Annotated in this window: 15 protein-coding genes and 2 pseudogenes; 10 read left to right on the plus strand and 7 right to left on the minus strand. The window is 70.4% G+C overall.

Annotation, left to right across the window (positions count from 1 at the left end; genetic code table 11):
- Positions 1–285: SIMPL domain-containing protein (locus BLW63_RS25585; RefSeq protein WP_170856985.1), on the minus strand; the 285-nt coding region annotated here is incomplete at its 3' end.
- A 62-nt stretch (positions 286–347) separates the two neighbouring features.
- Between BLW63_RS25585 and BLW63_RS28745 the strand changes: the two genes are divergently transcribed.
- The 7 genes from BLW63_RS28745 to BLW63_RS26495 all read left to right on the plus strand — a co-directional run bounded on the left by BLW63_RS28745 (position 348) and on the right by BLW63_RS26495 (position 5,866).
- The gene (locus BLW63_RS28745) at positions 348–704 is read left to right on the plus strand and encodes a transposase (RefSeq protein WP_091162453.1); all 357 of its coding nucleotides are present in this window, start codon (positions 348–350) and stop codon (positions 702–704) included.
- 665 nt (positions 705–1,369) lie between these two features.
- Entirely contained in the window at positions 1,370–1,801 is a 432-nt protein-coding gene (locus BLW63_RS25600; RefSeq protein WP_170856986.1) for a VOC family protein, read from the plus strand.
- A gap of 433 nt (positions 1,802–2,234) precedes the next feature.
- Positions 2,235–2,570 carry a histone-like nucleoid-structuring protein Lsr2 gene (locus BLW63_RS25605; RefSeq protein ID WP_091162455.1) on the plus strand — a complete coding sequence of 112 codons (336 nt, stop codon included), beginning with the start codon at positions 2,235–2,237 and terminating at the stop codon, positions 2,568–2,570.
- A gap of 286 nt (positions 2,571–2,856) precedes the next feature.
- The gene (locus BLW63_RS25610; RefSeq protein ID WP_091162437.1) at positions 2,857–3,294 is read left to right on the plus strand and encodes an SRPBCC family protein; all 438 of its coding nucleotides are present in this window, start codon (positions 2,857–2,859) and stop codon (positions 3,292–3,294) included.
- Positions 3,295–3,644: 350 nt separating this feature from the next.
- Positions 3,645–3,968, plus strand: a complete 324-nt coding sequence (locus BLW63_RS29185) for an ATP-binding protein (RefSeq protein WP_091162439.1) — start codon at positions 3,645–3,647, stop codon at positions 3,966–3,968.
- A 495-nt stretch (positions 3,969–4,463) separates the two neighbouring features.
- Positions 4,464–5,621, plus strand: a complete 1,158-nt coding sequence (locus tag BLW63_RS25620) for a chymotrypsin family serine protease (protein ID WP_211517312.1) — start codon at positions 4,464–4,466, stop codon at positions 5,619–5,621.
- A 20-nt stretch (positions 5,622–5,641) separates the two neighbouring features.
- The gene (locus tag BLW63_RS26495; RefSeq protein ID WP_139263839.1) at positions 5,642–5,866 is read left to right on the plus strand and encodes a hypothetical protein; all 225 of its coding nucleotides are present in this window, start codon (positions 5,642–5,644) and stop codon (positions 5,864–5,866) included.
- 487 nt (positions 5,867–6,353) lie between these two features.
- Here BLW63_RS26495 and BLW63_RS25625 read toward each other — a convergent pair whose 3' ends face one another.
- The 4 genes from BLW63_RS25625 to BLW63_RS28400 all read right to left on the minus strand — a co-directional run bounded on the left by BLW63_RS25625 (position 6,354) and on the right by BLW63_RS28400 (position 9,428).
- Positions 6,354–8,216 (minus strand): tetratricopeptide repeat protein, encoded by a 1,863-nt coding sequence (locus BLW63_RS25625; protein WP_170856987.1) that lies wholly within the window; start codon positions 8,214–8,216, stop codon positions 6,354–6,356.
- A 98-nt stretch (positions 8,217–8,314) separates the two neighbouring features.
- Positions 8,315–8,707 carry a hypothetical protein gene (locus BLW63_RS25630; protein ID WP_091162445.1) on the minus strand — a complete coding sequence of 131 codons (393 nt, stop codon included), beginning with the start codon at positions 8,705–8,707 and terminating at the stop codon, positions 8,315–8,317.
- Positions 8,708–8,857: 150 nt separating this feature from the next.
- The gene (locus BLW63_RS28395; RefSeq protein ID WP_244522814.1) at positions 8,858–9,001 is read right to left on the minus strand and encodes a tetratricopeptide repeat protein; all 144 of its coding nucleotides are present in this window, start codon (positions 8,999–9,001) and stop codon (positions 8,858–8,860) included.
- Position 9,002: 1 nt separating this feature from the next.
- Positions 9,003–9,428, minus strand: coding sequence for a tetratricopeptide repeat protein (locus tag BLW63_RS28400; protein ID WP_244522813.1), 426 nt, complete (start codon positions 9,426–9,428; stop codon positions 9,003–9,005).
- Positions 9,429–9,717: 289 nt separating this feature from the next.
- Here BLW63_RS28400 and BLW63_RS25640 point away from each other — a divergent pair, with 289 nt between their 5' ends.
- Entirely contained in the window at positions 9,718–9,996 is a 279-nt protein-coding gene (locus BLW63_RS25640) for a hypothetical protein (protein ID WP_091162447.1), read from the plus strand.
- 11 nt (positions 9,997–10,007) lie between these two features.
- On the opposite strand, the gene BLW63_RS25645 is transcribed toward BLW63_RS25640, so the two are convergent.
- Both BLW63_RS25645 and BLW63_RS25650 read right to left on the minus strand, forming a co-directional pair.
- A complete protein-coding gene (locus tag BLW63_RS25645; RefSeq protein WP_139263841.1) occupies positions 10,008–11,885 on the minus strand; it encodes a S8 family peptidase in 1,878 nt (625 codons plus the stop codon).
- A 78-nt stretch (positions 11,886–11,963) separates the two neighbouring features.
- Positions 11,964–14,018, minus strand: a complete 2,055-nt coding sequence (locus BLW63_RS25650) for an alpha-amylase family glycosyl hydrolase (RefSeq protein WP_091162451.1) — start codon at positions 14,016–14,018, stop codon at positions 11,964–11,966.
- 730 nt (positions 14,019–14,748) lie between these two features.
- On the opposite strand from BLW63_RS25650, the pseudogene BLW63_RS25655 reads away from it, so the two are divergent.
- A pseudogene (locus tag BLW63_RS25655) lies at positions 14,749–15,520 on the plus strand (IS256 family transposase); the annotation flags it as partial.
- A 52-nt stretch (positions 15,521–15,572) separates the two neighbouring features.
- Positions 15,573–15,814: pseudogene (locus tag BLW63_RS25660) on the plus strand (ISAzo13 family transposase); the annotation flags it as partial.

Consider the following 15,814-nt stretch of genomic DNA (forward strand, 5'->3'; position numbering starts at 1 on the left):
CGATACGTTCACCGTCTGCACGTCCCGCTCGGGCACATCCGCGACGCGCAGGGCGGCCAGAACGCGGCGCGCCGCCTCGTCAGCCGCCGTGAGCGCCTCGTCCACGTTCTCGGCGCTGGTCTCGACACCGATGGTGACCCGCAGGATGTCCGGCCTGCCGCTCGCGGTACCGACCCCCTCGACCTGCACGCCGGCCTCCGGGGCCGGATCGGCCGGCGCGGCGCGCACCTGCTGCGGGACGTTCAGGAGCGCCACCACGGCGACCGCACCGACGAGGCCGGCCACAGCGAGCGAGGGCAGAAGACGACGAGCTGGCATCGGTCCTCCCGCGTCGGGGTGTGTCCTGCATCACGCGAGGTCAGACGCGAAAGTTCCGGTCTGCAGATCACGACTCGGCCACGGCGTTCCCAGCTGAGGAGAAGGTCCGGATCGTGTTGTCGATCCTGGCCGGTGAGGTCACCGTCGCCGAGGCCGCGCGACGGGCGAAGGTGTCCGAGCAGTCGGTCGGGAACTGGAAGCGGCAGTTCCTCGAGTCCAGCCGGGCCGGCCTGGTGGCCGGCAAGTCCGGCCCCTCCGCCCGGGAGGCGCAGCTGAAGGCCGAGGTCGCCGAGCTGACCCAGGCCCTGGGTGAGGCCGCGGTCGAGCTGCGGGTGTGGAGGAAGTCCGCCGAGGGTCGCCTGTGCCCTTCGCGGACCTTGAGGTGATCCGCATCGAGACGGGCATGCCGACCACGAGGTTCTGCGCGCTGATCGGCGTGCCCGAGCGCACCTGGCGCGGTCATCAGGCCCGCGCCCGGGCCGCCCGGCCGCCGCGGGGCCCGTGGCCGCGGCCGGCCCGCGAGCGCGTCCGCGACGCCGCGCGGCGGCACGCGCTGGCCCATCCGGCCTGGGGGCCACCGCAAGGTGTGGGCGATGTGCCGCCACGACGGCCACCGGATCTCCCCGGCCACCGTGCTGCGGCTGCTGCGCGACGAGGGGCTGCTGTTGGAGGCCAACTACCAGCGGGAACGCCGAGCACTGGCGGCCCGGCGCAAGGCCGCCTTCGCCACCGAGCCGACCGGGCCCGACCAGGTGTGGCAGCTGGACTTCTCGCCAGTATCGAGACCACCAGCGGCGGCACGTGGCGGCTGGCCGGCTGCCGGGACTACTGGTCCAAGTACGAGAATGCGACGAGCGCGGGCTGACCGACGTCCGCGACGGTGCGTTCCCGGCCAACTTGTCGAGCTCACCGGAGACCTGGCCATCGGCACCGCCTTCGCCGCCGTCGTTCAGGCGTCGTCGAGCCCTCCGCTCGAATCGGCGGGACGAGCGGCGTTCCGGCGAGTGATCAGCACTGGTGACCCTCCGCACTGACCGGAAGGGGAGACGGAGTGTTCAATAACGTTGTGCAATTGGCTTATGTCACTACCGACCTCGAGCGGGCGGTCTCGGTCTTCCGTGAGGACCAGGGCGTCCGCGACTTCGCGACCTTCGACAGTCTGCAGCTGCCTACCGTCGGTGGCGGGGAGGCGGTGATCAACTGGGGGCTGACCTATGTCGGTGACCTTCAGCTCGAAATTATTCAGCCCGTGTCCGGCGAGGTCGACGTCTATCGAGCGCTTCTGCCCGAGCGATCAGACCAGTTCGTCCTTCGTAGTCATCACATCGCCAGTCAGTTGGACAGCGCAGACGAGTACGACGCGGTGATGGCCGGCTACCGCCAGCGCGGCCACCGGATCGCGCTCGAGGCCAGCTTCGGGGAAACCGGTTCTTCTACGCCGACGCGTACGATCTGCTCGGCCATTTCCGGGAGTATCTGTTGATCGACGACGCCACCAAGGAGTGGCTCGCCACCCTTCCGCGCAACTGACCCGCACAGCGCCACCCGACGCGCAATCGCAGCCAGACCATGGCTGGTAGGCGCTCATGACTCGGCCGCCTCGACAACGAGCAGGCCTGGTCGACGAGGCAGAGGCGCTCGTGGCTGGCGACCGTCGAGCCGAGCATTGGGCGGCGGGTCCGCCAGCTCATGTCCGGGGCGTTGTTCGCGTGATACGTTCATGCGCTGAGTCAGCAGTCGACTAGGAAGCAGTGTTCCCTCTCGCGACGCTCCGAACGTGCGACGGAACCCTTGAAGATCTTGGGTGTAATGGCTGGGCTCATTGCACTGACGGGCTAGTCTTGACCACCCCGATTGGGTCAATGGGCCGTATGGGTCAGCTTGACTTTCCGGTCGGTCCCCGAAAGATGTTGGGCATGGCAACCAAGACCAATGTCATACTGGTGGACGATCTGGACGGGGAGTCACCGGCCGACACCACAGTGAAGTTCGGCATCTCGGGCACTGACTACGAGATCGACCTCACAAACGACAATGCGGCCGAGTTCCGTAACGCGCTGTCGAAGTATGTGAGCGCGGCGCGCAAGGTTGGCTCGACGAGCAAGGGCCGCGCCGCTGTTCGACACACCACCACCGACTCCATCGACCCCGCGGCAGTCCGAGCTTGGGCGAAGGGCCAGGGAATCGACGTGTCTCCGCGCGGCCGCATCAAGGCCGATGTCGTCGAGCGGTTCCGCGCCGCCGGCAACTGAGCCCACCGCCTCCGACCGGCGCCGGCCCGACGGGGCGGGCCGGGGCCGGGACGGTCGCCCGCCGTCCGCAGCTGCTCGCGGTGCGGCCGGCGGTCAGCGGTCGACCATCTCGAGCAGGACGTCGGCGTGGCAGGACTGGTCCGGAAGAACACCCGCAGGCGAGATCTCGGCCGCCAAGAGATGTGCTTCGTCCCCGGGGGAGCCGAGACTCGTCGGGGGAGGCGCAGCGGGCGCGACGGTGACCCGTACTCACGCGCCCCGTTCCCGCAGCCCGGGAGAAAAGGTCATGCGGGTAGACGTCACGGTCGACATCAGCGCGCCACCCGAGGTCGTGTGGGCGGTCCTCTCGGACGTGGAGTCCTGGCCGACGTGGACGGCGTCGATCACCTCGATACGCCTATTGAGCCCGGATCCGCTGCAGGTCGGCTCCCGTGTCCGCATCAAGCAGCCGCGGCTGCCCGCCACGGTGTGGACCGTCTCGGAGCTCGCCGAGGGGGAGCGGTTCACCTGGACCGCCACCAGCCCCGGGGTGAACACCCGCGCGTCTCACCGCGTCGTCGGGACCGCCCAAGGTTCACGGGCGACCCTGTCCATCGACCAGGCGGGTGTCCTCGGGCGCTTGGTGGGACGTCTCTACGGCGGCCTCACGCGGCGCTACGTGGAGATGGAGGCCGCCGGCCTGAAGCAGCGGTCGGAGAAGTCCGCACCGCAGACGCGGCTGTGAGCAATAGCGGCGGACCGCCTCGATCCCTTGAGTCGAGCATCCCGCCTACGCCCAACGGTTGTCCAAACGCGCAGCTGGTGTACCCCTCGATTGCCTTCACCGGACGCCTTGCCGTCGCCCGCGAACCGTCCTGGCGTTGGTAGAGGCTCTGGGATAGCCCACGTTCTGGCCCCCGGCGGCAGGCCTGCTTAGACGTGTCCTGAGCGCGACATCGACTTGTCATTGATGGCCGCGGTCCTCGCCGCTGACGAGTCGTGCCGGCGGAGTCGGTCGGGCGGTGGGTGCTCATTGGGGAAGTCCTATCGACGGCTCCGTGCGGGCCGTCAGCGGCGAGTGCCGGACGCCGGGCGGTGGTCGTCCTGTTCCTCACTGGGCCGCCGGGCGCGGGCAAGACGATGCTCGCCGAGCGCCTACCAGGTTTGCTGCCGCCGCTGGACGAGCAGGCCGCCCTGGAGGTGGCAGCCATCCACTCGGTGGCCGGGACGCTGCCGCACCGGGGCACCGTTGGTGACCCGCCCGACATTCGAGGCGCCGCATCATTCGGCGACGATGGCGCGCTCGTCGGTGGCGGCTGGGGGCTCATCCGCCGGGGCGCGCTCTGCTGGGCCCACCGATGCGACTTAGTCCCCACTACGACCGCCCCGGTCGGCACCTTGGTCCCTTCTCGGGGGTGACGCGCTGGTGACGTTGCGGTGACGACCCTCGGCCATCCTGTGCTTGCGGTGGAAGGCTGCGACTAGGGGGTGAGTCTTCCCTGCCTCATTTCGTGTTCGTGAATACAGCCCCCAAGCCATGGTGCAGGACAGAGGGCCCGCTAGGACTTATTGCATTCCATAGCCCTAAGGGGAGAGGTGGAACTCTGGAGTTCGCACTAGTGGAATTTTACGGCCCGCGGAGTCTCGACGCGCATTATCCGCCATGATGGGGCCAGCCCGTGTCAACCTGCAGGTTACGAGTGCAGGAGGTGGATTGGCGTGATTGTCGACACGGCGGCGCGGGGCCCAGCACTTCTATTGCCGCAAGCTGTGGTAGCGGCGATGCCGGTTCACGGTGATCGCGCTCTTCTAATTGCAAGCGACTGCATTGTTGACACGCCTCCGCGAAAAGCTGCGCTCGGTGGTTAAGTAGGGTCACGAAGCCGCATCGGTCGTCGAGAAGGAGGAAGCAGAATGGAAGACAGCAGTGGCCAGGAGGGCTTCACACCTTTCGATCCGATGCAGGGATCGACAGGATCGGAGGAAGGGCGCATGTCGGATCAGTTCGAGGACTTCGACGTGCAGGCAGAGCCAGAGGAAGTTGCTGGTGAGATAGGCATTGAGTCTTTCGGCGGGCTCACAGAGACCGAGGACGAGCTGCGCTCGGTGCTGGCCGCGCGCGACGAGGCCGAGCGTCGATTGATGCCGGAGGCCGGTCAGGTCCTCTCGGCGATGGCTGAGGACGGGACCGCAGGGCTCGGCAACGTGGTCGGCGTCGGTATTGCCGAGAAGGTGATGGGAGGAGGACCAACCGGCCGGCTCGGTGTCACGGTGTTCGTCAGAGAGAAGGTGGCGCCGAGGAACGTCGCGAGCGACGCACTAGTCCCGGAGTCCCTTGGTGGGGTGACTACGGACGTTGAAGCGATCGGCGAGGTGCGAGCTCAGATGTTCACCGCACGGCTCCGCCCAGCACCGGGCGGAGTGTCGATCGGCAACTGCACTCGGGTGCACGCCGGCACCTTCGGATGCCTCGTGGCCAGAGCGGGCCAGCTGTTCGTCCTCAGCAACAACCACGTTATGGCCGTAGTCAACACGGCCCCGCTGAACAGCCCCATTTCGCAGCCTGGGCGACTCGATGGTGGTAACTGCCTGCCAGACATCATCGCCCGTCTCAGCCAGTTTGTCCCGATCACCTTCGGGGGCGAGTGCAACTTCGTTGACGCCGCGATCGCCCGCACATCGCCCGATCTTGTGGATCGGAGGATATTGCGACCGGGTAACATCCGGCAGAGTCTAGTGCCCCCGGTCGTGCAGCCTGCTCTCAACATGCTAGTGCAAAAGAGCGGCCGGACGACGGGGTTTCGGCGGGGCGTAATCGATGCGATAAACGTGACCGTCAATATCGACTTCAGTCCGATCGCCGGTATCGCCCGATTCTGCCGGCAGTTCCGGGTGAGGGGAATACTACAGCCGCCGTTCAGCAATCGGGGCGACTCCGGCTCACTTGTGACCATCGCACCCCAGAACCAACCGGTCGGGCTCCTGTTCGCCGGGAATGCTCTAAGCAACGTGACGTTCTGCAACCCGATCATTCCTGTGCTGAACTCGTTTGGGGCTGCAATCGTCTTTTGATACTGCGGTATGATGGGTGGATGCCCATCGATGAGGCACTCGCTCGACATGAGAGATCACTCATGTCCGTCCCTGGCGTGGTCGGCGTCGGGGTGGCCGACAGGAGCGGGCGGCCAGTGATCCTGGTAATGCTCACCCACGTCACGCCTGAGGCCAAGGCGCTGCCCGAGCAGCTTGAAGGCTACCCGGTTAGCGTCGAGGTCACGGGAGAGGCCACGGCCTTCGGTACGGACTACAGAGGTTGAAAGGCTGGAGTTCCGTTACGGGCTGGACAGTCAGTCCGGTCGTGGCAATGTAGCCGTCGAGCAGCCCCGGCCGGTGCTGCATCTGCTTCAGGCGAGTCTCGACCAGGGCGGCGAGTTGGTCGGTGGTGCACGCGGCCAGGTTGCCCAGGCTGCGTTTGAGGTGGGGACCAAACGCCCTCGGCCGGGTTCAGCTCCGGTGCGCACGCGGCCCCGCAGCTGCGGGCGGTGAACGTCGTGGTCCTAGCGGGGACGGCAAACACCCGCCCGTAGGAGGCATCGCTGTCCGCGCCCGAAGCCTGGCGTGGATGGCCTCCACATTCGGCAAGGCGAGGCTGTCGCGCTGCTGGCCGCCACAAGCGGCTGGGTACATAGGAGCTTGCTAGGGCACCGCGGCGTGCTCTTCCTCGACGAGCCGCGTGAGTTGCCGTCGATACCCCCACCTCGCTGCCCAGACCCGAGCTGCCCTGCGTGGCTCGGCGGGGATCGCCTACGGACGTGGCGGCCGCGAGCTGCGGTCGTCCGCGGACGGGATCGCGGTCGGGTGGCCTCCGTGAACCACGACAGCGTCGGCGGACCGGCCCAGCGCGTCGAGGGTGGCGGCGAGGTTGTCCCGCAGCAGGGCGGTCGCGGGGTGGTCGGGGCCGAGGGCGGCCTCGGTGACGGCCAGGGCGCGCTGCTCCAGCGGCAGGGCGTCGGTATGCCGGCCGAGCTCGCCGAGGGTGCTGGCCAGGCTCGCCAGCACGGTGGCGGTGTCGGGGTGGTCGGGACCGAGGGCGGCCTCGATGATCGCCAGGGCGCGCTGCTCCAGCGGCAGGGCGTCGGTATGCCGGCCGAGCTCGCCGAGGGTGCTGGCCAGGCTCGCCAGCACGGTGGCGGTGTCGGGGTGGTCGGGACCGAGGGCGGCCTCGATGATCGCCAGAGCCCGCTGGTGCAACGGCAGGGCGTGCTGGTGCAGGCCTTGCACCAACAGGTAAATCCCGGTCTCCCCGAGGAGATCCGCGAGGCCGAGGTGGGGCAGGTGCGGGGGGAGGTGGTCGTAGAGGGCGTCGAGGTGGGGCAGTAGGTCCCGCCACAGCCCCCAGCCGGCCACGTTGCCGGCCGGGTCGGCGGGCAGGGCGTCGCCCAGCCAGGCCAGCGCGGTGGCCTGCCCCCGGGTCAGCCCCGCGGCGGCCTCGTCGTGGGGTGAGACGCCCCGATCGTGGTCGCGGACGGTGGCCTGCAACAGCCGGTGCACCGTGACGGTGCCCGGGGTGAGGGTGAGCAAGCTGTAGGAGGCCAGCAGCCCCAGCAGCTCGTCGACCTCCGCCGTCGCCGCGCCGCCGTCCCGGAGGGCGGCGCTGGCGGGCTGGGTGACGACCTGGCGGGGCAGCGGGACGGGGGCGAGCCAGGCCAGGGCGCGCAGGATGTCGACAGCGGCGGGGTGATCCTCGGTGAGGGACTCGATGGTGAGGGCGAAGACGCGGGCGACGGCGCGCTCCGGGTCGGCGCCAGGCGCGGTCTTGCCGAGCACGACGCCGGTCTGTTGGCGGAGCCGGTGCAGATAACTGTCAAGCGACAGCTGATTGACGGCGATGTAGGCGCCGGCCTGCTGCAGAGCCAGCGGCAGGTCGCCGAGCTCGGCAGCCAACGCGTCGGCGGCTTCAGCATCGAACCCGTCCGGCGCCGGGGCACCGGGGGCGTCGGGACCGCCGATCGTGTCCTGGAGTAGCTCGACAGAGGCCGCCCGGAGTAGCACCTCAAGGGTGACCGGAGTGACCCCGTGCAGGTGCCAGGGGATGTGGCGGCGGGTGGTGATCAGGATGTCGCCGGCCGGTAGCTGGCCGAGCAGCGGGGTGATCAGGGCGGCGTCGTCGACGTTGTCCAGGACGAGCAGCCAGCCGGTGTGGGCCTGCAGCCAGCCGATGGCCCAGGCGGCGGCCTGCGGGGTCGTCCACTCGTCGGCGGTGGCCTTCGGCTGCAGCCGGTAGGCCAGATCGGCCAGGGCGAGCTCGAGGGTTTCGGCGTGTTCGGCGTCGGCCCACCACACCACCGCGCCCGGGCCGGTGCGGCGGGTCGCGTACTGCAGGGCGAGTTCGCTCTTGCCGATGCCGCCGAGTCCGGTGATCGCCTGCCCGACCGCCGCCCGCACGCCACCGGCGAGCCCGCCGGCCCGCGGCGGGGTGAACAGAGCGGCCACCTCGGCGAGCAGCTCGTCGCGGCCGACGAAGACCGGGTTGGCCCGGCGCGGTATGTTCTGCGTCCCGGCGGCCGGCACGCCGATCCCGTCCGGCGGCCCGATGACCCCGGCGGCCAGCTGCACCTGGTGAACGTCGCCGGTGTGCACGTTGCCGTGGACGTGCTGCACGGCCACAGATCGGTCTCCCTCGGTGGAGACCGCCACCGCCGGTGGCCCAGCGCCGGGCTGCCCGTGTTCCGTAGCCGTCTTCTGCCACGGCCACCGCAGGGGCATCAGGGGCGGGTGTCGCCGGTGCGCACCCCGCCGTGGATGGTGTGCGCGGCAACCGACCGGTCGCCGCCGGCAGCGATGTTGACGGTGTAGGTGCCGGCGCGGGCGCCGTCGGGGTCGGTGAGCTGCAGCAGCCGCTGCGCGGCGGCGAGTACCTGCGGGTCGGTGTCGGCGCCGGCGGTTGTGAGGGTCTTGGCCAGCGGCGCGGACCAGACCTCGTGGTTCTTCTCGTGCTCGGCCACGGCGACCTCGCCGGCCGGTTGGTCCTTGACCCGGCGCAGCACCAGCGCCTTCAGGCCCGTGTAGGCGTCCTTGACGCCCTGCGACACGGTGTCGGTCACCCCTGCGCTCGCCCCGGCGGCCAGCGCGGCCACGATCAACGTCACCGGTTCCATGACGACCTCCCACGAAGCCGGGCCCCGACGGGCCGCACTCAGGATCACAGCCGGCCGCCGGCCACACCAGCCCAAGCGCCACCGAGCCGAGCGACGAAAGGGGGGTGCGAAGGGGTGGGCGACGAGGCACGCGATTTTCATCGGTCCACGTCACAGCGGACGATCCGGCCGGTCGGTGGCAGCATCGTCGCTGGTCACGGGATGGCCGCTGCTGGAGGCCCGCGTTAGGTACAGCGTGATCGGGTGGTCCGGGCCAAGCGCCCGGCGGCAGCGCTGCAGGGTGTCCTCACCCAGGTCACGGGCCCTGCCCCACCTCCCCCAGCGCCATCAGGGCGACGGTCAGGGCGGCGGCCGCCAGCAGGGTGGTCGGGTGGTCCGGGCCGAGCACCCAGCGGGCGCGCTGCAGGGTGTCCTCGCCCAGGGCGCGGGCGGCGTCTCCCTCACCCAGCCCGGTCAGGGCGTAGGTCAGGGCGGCGGCTGTGAACAGGGTGGTCGTGTGGTCCGGGCCGAGCACCCGGCGGGCGCGCTGCAGGGTGTCCTCACCGAGGGTGCAAGCGGGTGTGGCCTCGCCCAGCTCGATCAGGGCGACAGTCACGGCGGTCGCCGCCAGCAGGGTCGTCGGGTGGTCCGGGCCGAGGATGCGGCGGGCGCGCTGCAGGGTGTCCTCGCCCAGGGCGCGGGCCGGTGCGGCCTCGCCTAGCTGGTCCAGAGCAAGGGCCACGGCGCCCGCCACCCAGAGGGTGGTGAGGTGGTCGGGGCCGTGTACCCGGCGGCAGCGTTGGGGACTGCCCCGACTTCGGTTGACTCGTCGGGGTGGGTGGTTAGGCCGCGGCTGCGGCGTGGGTGAGTGTCTCGTTTTCGACCGAGGGTCAGCCGTCCAAGTCGGTGTTGCCGGCGGCAGGGGCGAAACGTCCGCTGGCTCGCCAGGTGATGGTCGTCTCCCCAGCGAGCTAACCGATCATGTCCTTGGCCGCTCCCGTACGGTTGTGTTGTCGGATGGGGAGGTGGCGATGGCGCAGCGGTTGCCACGCAAGCTCAGCCCGAAGGCCAAGCTCCGGCTGGTCCGTGCCGGCGTTGATGAGCGCGTCCGCACCCTCGTAAAGACCGCGGGCGTAGCCGATCCCGACGACCTGGTCAGCCGGGTGACTGCACTCGGCGGCACGACCCGCTCCTGGGACCGCGAGACCGGGTTGCTCACCGTCGACCTGCCCGCCGTCCAGCTGGGCAACCTGGCTGAGTTGGACGGCGTGGTGCAGGTCGATGCCGACGACGGCTACGGGCCGTCGTAGCCGTCGTCGCTTCACGTCAGCAATCGCGCTGCCTCGACCGCGTCGACACGGCCGTAGCCCCAGGCGGCGTCGAACGGGAGCACCCCGTTCGGCGGATCAGCCGATGCCAGCACGGCCTTGCGCAGCTGGGCGGCTGTAAGAGTGGGGTCCATCTGCAGGAGCAACGCGATGATGCCGGCCACGTGAGGGGCCGCCATGCTTGTGCCGCTCTTCGCCGTGCGCATCGGATGGACGCCCCCCGCCCCGTCGGGCCGGCCGCCGAGCGCGCACGAGGACACGATGTTGGTACCGGGAGCCGCGACCTCGGGCTTGTCACGTCCGTCGCGAGTCCGTCCCCGGCTGCTGGATGCGCTCGGCGCCACGGTGACGTGGTCGTAGTTCGCCACGCTGATCCCGCGGCGGCTCGTCGCGGGGGTGCCGAGGGTCATGACCGGGTCGAAGTCGGTTCCGACGAAGAACGACTGGTCGGCGAAGTTGTTGGCGCGGTCGCGGGCGTCGCGCTCGATCCAGGCGTCGAAGCGCCCTGACCTGGCACGGGCCGCGGTGATCTCGACCTGCCAGATCCCGGCGGCGACCCGTGGCGCGGTGCCGCGGTCGACCGCGATGAAGATCCGTGCGTCGCCGTTCAGGGAGGAGAACCGCTCGGAGTCGATGAAGGCTCTGTTCCCGCCGGGGAAGCTGTGCGACTGGGTCTGGCCGGGGACCACGACGGCGGTCACTGCGCCGGTGGGGTCGGTCAGCCGGACGTGCAACTCGTCGCGCGGGCTGTACCAAATCTCCAGCTCGTTCGGGGTGCGGTCCGACCCGGGTGGCAGTGTCATCCCGGGCAGGGGGATCCCGCCGCCGGTTCGCCACTGCAGCGTGCGGACGTCGCCCGTGGCCAGCACCCCGGACGCGTGCCCGCGCCAGATGTGCTCGTTGCCGGCGGCGTGCACAAACGCCCGGCCCGGGACCTCCAGCAGCCGGTCGACGGCTTGTTCGACCAGGCTCTCCCCGTCGTGGCTGCCGCCGTTCTGGCCGAGGCTCATGTTGATGACGCAGGGCAGGCCCAGTTCCCGGGCCTTCGCGTAGACGTAGCTGATCGCCTCCGCCACCGCGACGGAGTCCGTGAAGGATCCGGCGTTCCCGGTTGTGTCGGGCTGCACGAAGACGATCGTTGCCTCGGGGGCGACGCCGACGTGCTGGCCGGCCGGGAAATTGGCGTCACCGGATCGCCCGCTGCCCACCGCCGTGCCCGCGACGTGAGTGCCGTGGCTGGCGACATCGGGTAGGTGACGGACGACCGAGAACGGATTCGGGTCCTTCAGCGCCACGTTGATCGCGGCGGCGTCGTACTCGACACCGCGGCCGAACCCGGCCGGCGACGACTCGCCCGCCTGAGGGGTGAGCGACTGGTCCCAGAGGAACGCGACGCGAGTGTTGCCGTGGGGATCGATGAAGTCGCCGAGCGTGAAGTCGAGGCCGAAGTCGATGATCCCGACGACGGTGCCCTTGCCGGTCAGCGCGGGCCGGGGTGGAGCCGCCACGCGCAGGAGGTCGGCGCGGGTCGTGGGGACGGACGTGACGAGCTCCGGCGCCATCAATCGCGCGGCCTCGACGAACTGCACCCGCGGGTCCTCGGCCAGTGCCTCGAGCTCGGCAACCGGAATCTCGACCGCGTAGATGCCTTCCGCGACCGTCGTCCACGAGCTGGTTGGTGTCCCCGCGGTCGGCGCCTCCCCGCTGGTCCTCACCAGCACCCGCGTGCGGGGCGCGCCTTCGGCCGGGATGCCTCCGTCGCGGACGGGGATCTCCTGTTCGGCCAGGTCCTCGAGGCGTGCCGGATCGTCCTGCGCGAGGACGAGCCGGCGGAGCCGGGGGTCGAGTGCCGGGTCGAGGTGTCGGGCCATGTCGCCTGCCTCCTGATTCTGCAACATCTGGGAAAAGTGGGTGGGCCCTTCCGTGGTGGCCAGCCGTGGACGGGTGGCTCACGGTCGCTGGAGGAGGACGACGGCCTCGGCGGGCGGGATGTCCCGGACCTCCAGGTAGAGAGGTTCGTCGGGGGACGTGCGTCCGCGGGCCGCAAGCGTCGAGCCGACAGCGTGCGTGCCCGAGAAGCTCGTCGGCGTGCCGGCCTGGGCGGTGTTGGCGAGCACCTCGTACGCGGTGCCAGGAAGCGACAGCTCCGCGGCGATGACGACGTCGCCGCCCCGCGCGTGTTCCCCGTTCGGGTTCAGGACGACGACGGCCTCGTGCCCGTCGAGGATCCGCGACCAGGCGACCACCTCCCCGGCCCCGGGGAACTCGAAGCCGGTCCCTGGCAGGCGCACCTGACGCGGATACTGGCGGCCGACCCGCAGCACGGGATGAGCGGCCCGGACCGCGCAGAGGGCAGCGATGCGGAGGTAGCTCGGGCTCGCGGAATCGAAGACGTGCCGCCCGGAGGTGCCGAACGCGCCGAAGCCGGGCAGGGAGGCGTCGACGTCCGAGAGTTGTTCGCCCAGCGGCCGGTCATGGGACACGCGCGGGTGCTCCGGGCCGAACATCGCTTCCCGCAGGTACCGGTCGGCCCAGTTGTCCCCCTGCCCCCACCCTTCGGCCAGCAGGTAGGGGACTTCTGTGTGCGCGGGACCGGCGAGGGCCTGCTCGGTTCCGTAGTAGATGCACGGGATGCCGAGGGTGAACAGCTGCAGGGCCACACCGGCACACACCTGGTGGTCCTTGACCGGGGAGTCGTCCGGGATCTCGGCCGAGAACCGCAGCTTCCGTCCGACGACATGGTCGTGGTCGTCGAGCACCGAGACGTGCCGACTGCCGTGGGACCGGTGCGAGCCGAAGCCCTCGTCGATGGCATCGAAGCCGCCGAGGTAGGCCTGACCGGCGGCCAGCCCCTTGGCCACGGCCCCGAGGTGCTCTCGAGCCCCGCCGATGTCCAGGGCTGCCGTGAGGTTGCGCTGCAGAACGGCGAGGTTGTCCAGGAAGTAGTCCTGGGCCCGGTCACCGCCGGCGATCTCGCCGACGAGGAGGAAGTTCGGCTTGCCGAGGCTCTCGGCGTACTCGGCCACGGCGCCGCAGAAGTTGCGGGCGTCCTCGAGCGTCATGTGCTTGACGGTGTCAATCCGGAATCCGTCGACGTCGAAGGCGGCGATCGCGTACTGGTAGCAGGTGACGAGGTCGGCCAGAGTGGGCGCGACGTCCAGGGCGAAGTCCTTGAGCGTGAGGAAGTCGGTGCGCTTGTGCTCTGCGCGCGGGTTTGCCACCTGGTCGTCGGTGAGGCTGCCGCGGCCGGCCCGCGCGTAGGCCGCCGGGGTCTGCAGATCGCGGGGGAGCACGCCCTCGTACGGGCCGCCGCCCGTGCTCGCGGCGGGGATCGTGGGCTGCTCGAGTTCGTCCCGCCACGCGAGGCTCCAGCCGGCGGTGGCCGGGTCGGCGGGGTCCCCGTAGTAGCCGGGCCAGCTGCGGAAGGGGGGCCCGTGCTCGTCGGCGGACCCGTCGGGTCGCAGGTATGCCCAGTTGTCGCCGCTGTGGTTGACGATCACGTCCAGGATCACCCGGATGCGGTGCGCGTGCGCGGCCGCGACGAGTTCTCCGAGGTGCCCCCGCGTCCCGAACCGCTCGTCAATGTTCAGGAAGTTCTGGATGCCGTACCCGTGGTAGGTGTCCTTGCGGATCCGTTGCCGGAACACCGGACCGATCCACAGGGCGGTCACACCGAGGGCCTGGAGGTAGTCGAGCCGGCCGCGGATGCCGTCGAGAGTGCCGCCCTGCCAGCGCTTGCCCGACTCCGCCCAGGCTTGCCAGTTCCACCCCGGCCGCCCGGGGTGGCTGCGCAGCCTCTGGATCTCGGCGCGGGTGAGCAACTCCCGCCCGGACTCGCGTCCGTCACTGAAGCGATCGGGGAGCAGGAAGTACAGGACCTCGTCCCGCCAGTCCGCAGGGGAGGGGTAGTAGCCGCCCGCGGTCCGGGCGCGGGCGAGGGCATCGCGGGCGCCGGCCACCGTCGCAGGAGGAGCCTGCGCCAGCAGGTCGCGGGGGCCGGTCATCCGCTCATCGAGGCATCGAGGGGATCGATCGCCCGTTGACGGGGAGGAACGGCGTGCCGCGCCGCCTGGCGGTGGGGCCCCCGCGTCATGTTGACCTCCGACAAGTGTCCGATCCGGAGCGAGCGCACCGGCGTAGTCGTCCGGTGCGCATGCTTCCCGCCCCGGCGTCACCACTCCGTCACGACGTCCTTCTGCACTTGCCGGTACGTCGCCGTGCCTGTGTGAAAGCCATCCACCGACCTCGTGCCGGGGCGGCCCAGCCCTCGCGCCCGGCCCCCCCGCAAGGTGGCATGCGACCAGCCGCGCGAAGGCTGAGCGTGGCGGGGCAGGCCAGGGCAAGTCATCGCACGCCACGCTCGCCGTCGAGCACATCGCGCAGCACTACGCGCTTGGGTGACCCCGCACGGTGAGCCGTTCGTCATGCCAAGGCCGGCGCCCGGCCGCAGATCATGCTCGGCGCGCAGGGCGGCGCGCTGCCGCAACACCGGCCCCGTCACCGGCAGGCCCCGCACTCGCTGGCGCCGCCGGGAGTGCACTCGCACGGCAAGCACTCCCGCACACCGGACACCCCGGCGGGGCGATGGACTCGACCTCGATCCGGCGGGGGTGACGTCCCTTTGAGTGGTGTAAGTCCAGGTCACCGACCACGTGGGTGATCACGTGCGAGGGGCCATCGTGTGATGGTCAGCGAGACCACGCCAATGGTTCTCGCGGAAGGACACAGCACACGATGGCCCTGGACCAGTCTGCCCTGCTCGAGGTGCTCCAGGCACTGAAGGCCGCCGATGTCGACGACCGCGTTCGCTCGGCGGCCACCACGATCTACCAGGCGTTGATCGAGGCCGAGCTCACCGCGGTGATCGGCGCCGGCCCGCACGAGCGCACCGAGGCCCGCACCGCCCAGCGCAACGGCTCCCGCCCGCGCACGCTGAGCACGACCGCCGGGGATCTGGAGCTGCGCATCCCCAAGCTGCGCGCCGGGTCGTTCTTCCCCTCGCTGCTCGAGCGCCGCCGGCGGATCGACCAGGCGCTGTTCGCGGTGGTGATGGAGGCCTACCTGCACGGCGTCTCGACCCGGGAAGGTCGATGACCTGGTGCGGGCGCTGGGTGCCGACACCGGCATCTCCAAGTCCGAGGTCAGCCGGATCTGCGCCGACCTCGATGCCGAGGTGGCCGCCTTCCGCGACCGCAGCCTGGCCGAGCAGCCCTTCCCGTACGTGTTCCTGGATGCCACCTACTGCAAGGCCCGGGTCGGCCGGCGGGTGGTCTCCCAAGCCATCGTCATCGCCACCGGCGTGGCCGCCGACGGGCACCGCGAGGTGCTCGGCTTCGCCGTCGGCGACTCCGAGGACGGCGCGTTCTGGACGGCGTTCCTGCGCTCGCTGAAGGCCCGCGGGCTGGGCGGCACCCAGCTGGTCATCTCCGACGCCCACACCGGCCTCAAGGCCGCGATCGGCGCGGTGCTGCTGGGCGCGGCCTGGCAGCGCTGCCGGGTGCACTGGGCCTGTCAGGAATCAAGCTGTCGTTTCTCGGATCCGGGGTCGACGATCTGCTATGCGCGTCGACGACGAGATCCGCGGCCAGCTCGCCACCAGGTTCGAGGTGCTGCTGCCGCATCTGAACGAGCGGCAGCAACGGCTGGCGCTGGCCTGCGAGGCCCGGCTGCTGGGGCACGGAGGCGTGGCCGCGGTGGCGGATGTGGCCCGGGTCAGCGCCACGACGGTGCGCCGTGGCGTGAGCGAGCTGGACTCCGGGGAGGAGCCGCTGCCGGTCGGACGTGCGCGGCGGGCCGGCGG

Source organism: Geodermatophilus africanus (assembly GCF_900107105.1).
In the GTDB taxonomy this organism is placed as follows: domain Bacteria; phylum Actinomycetota; class Actinomycetes; order Mycobacteriales; family Geodermatophilaceae; genus Geodermatophilus; species Geodermatophilus africanus.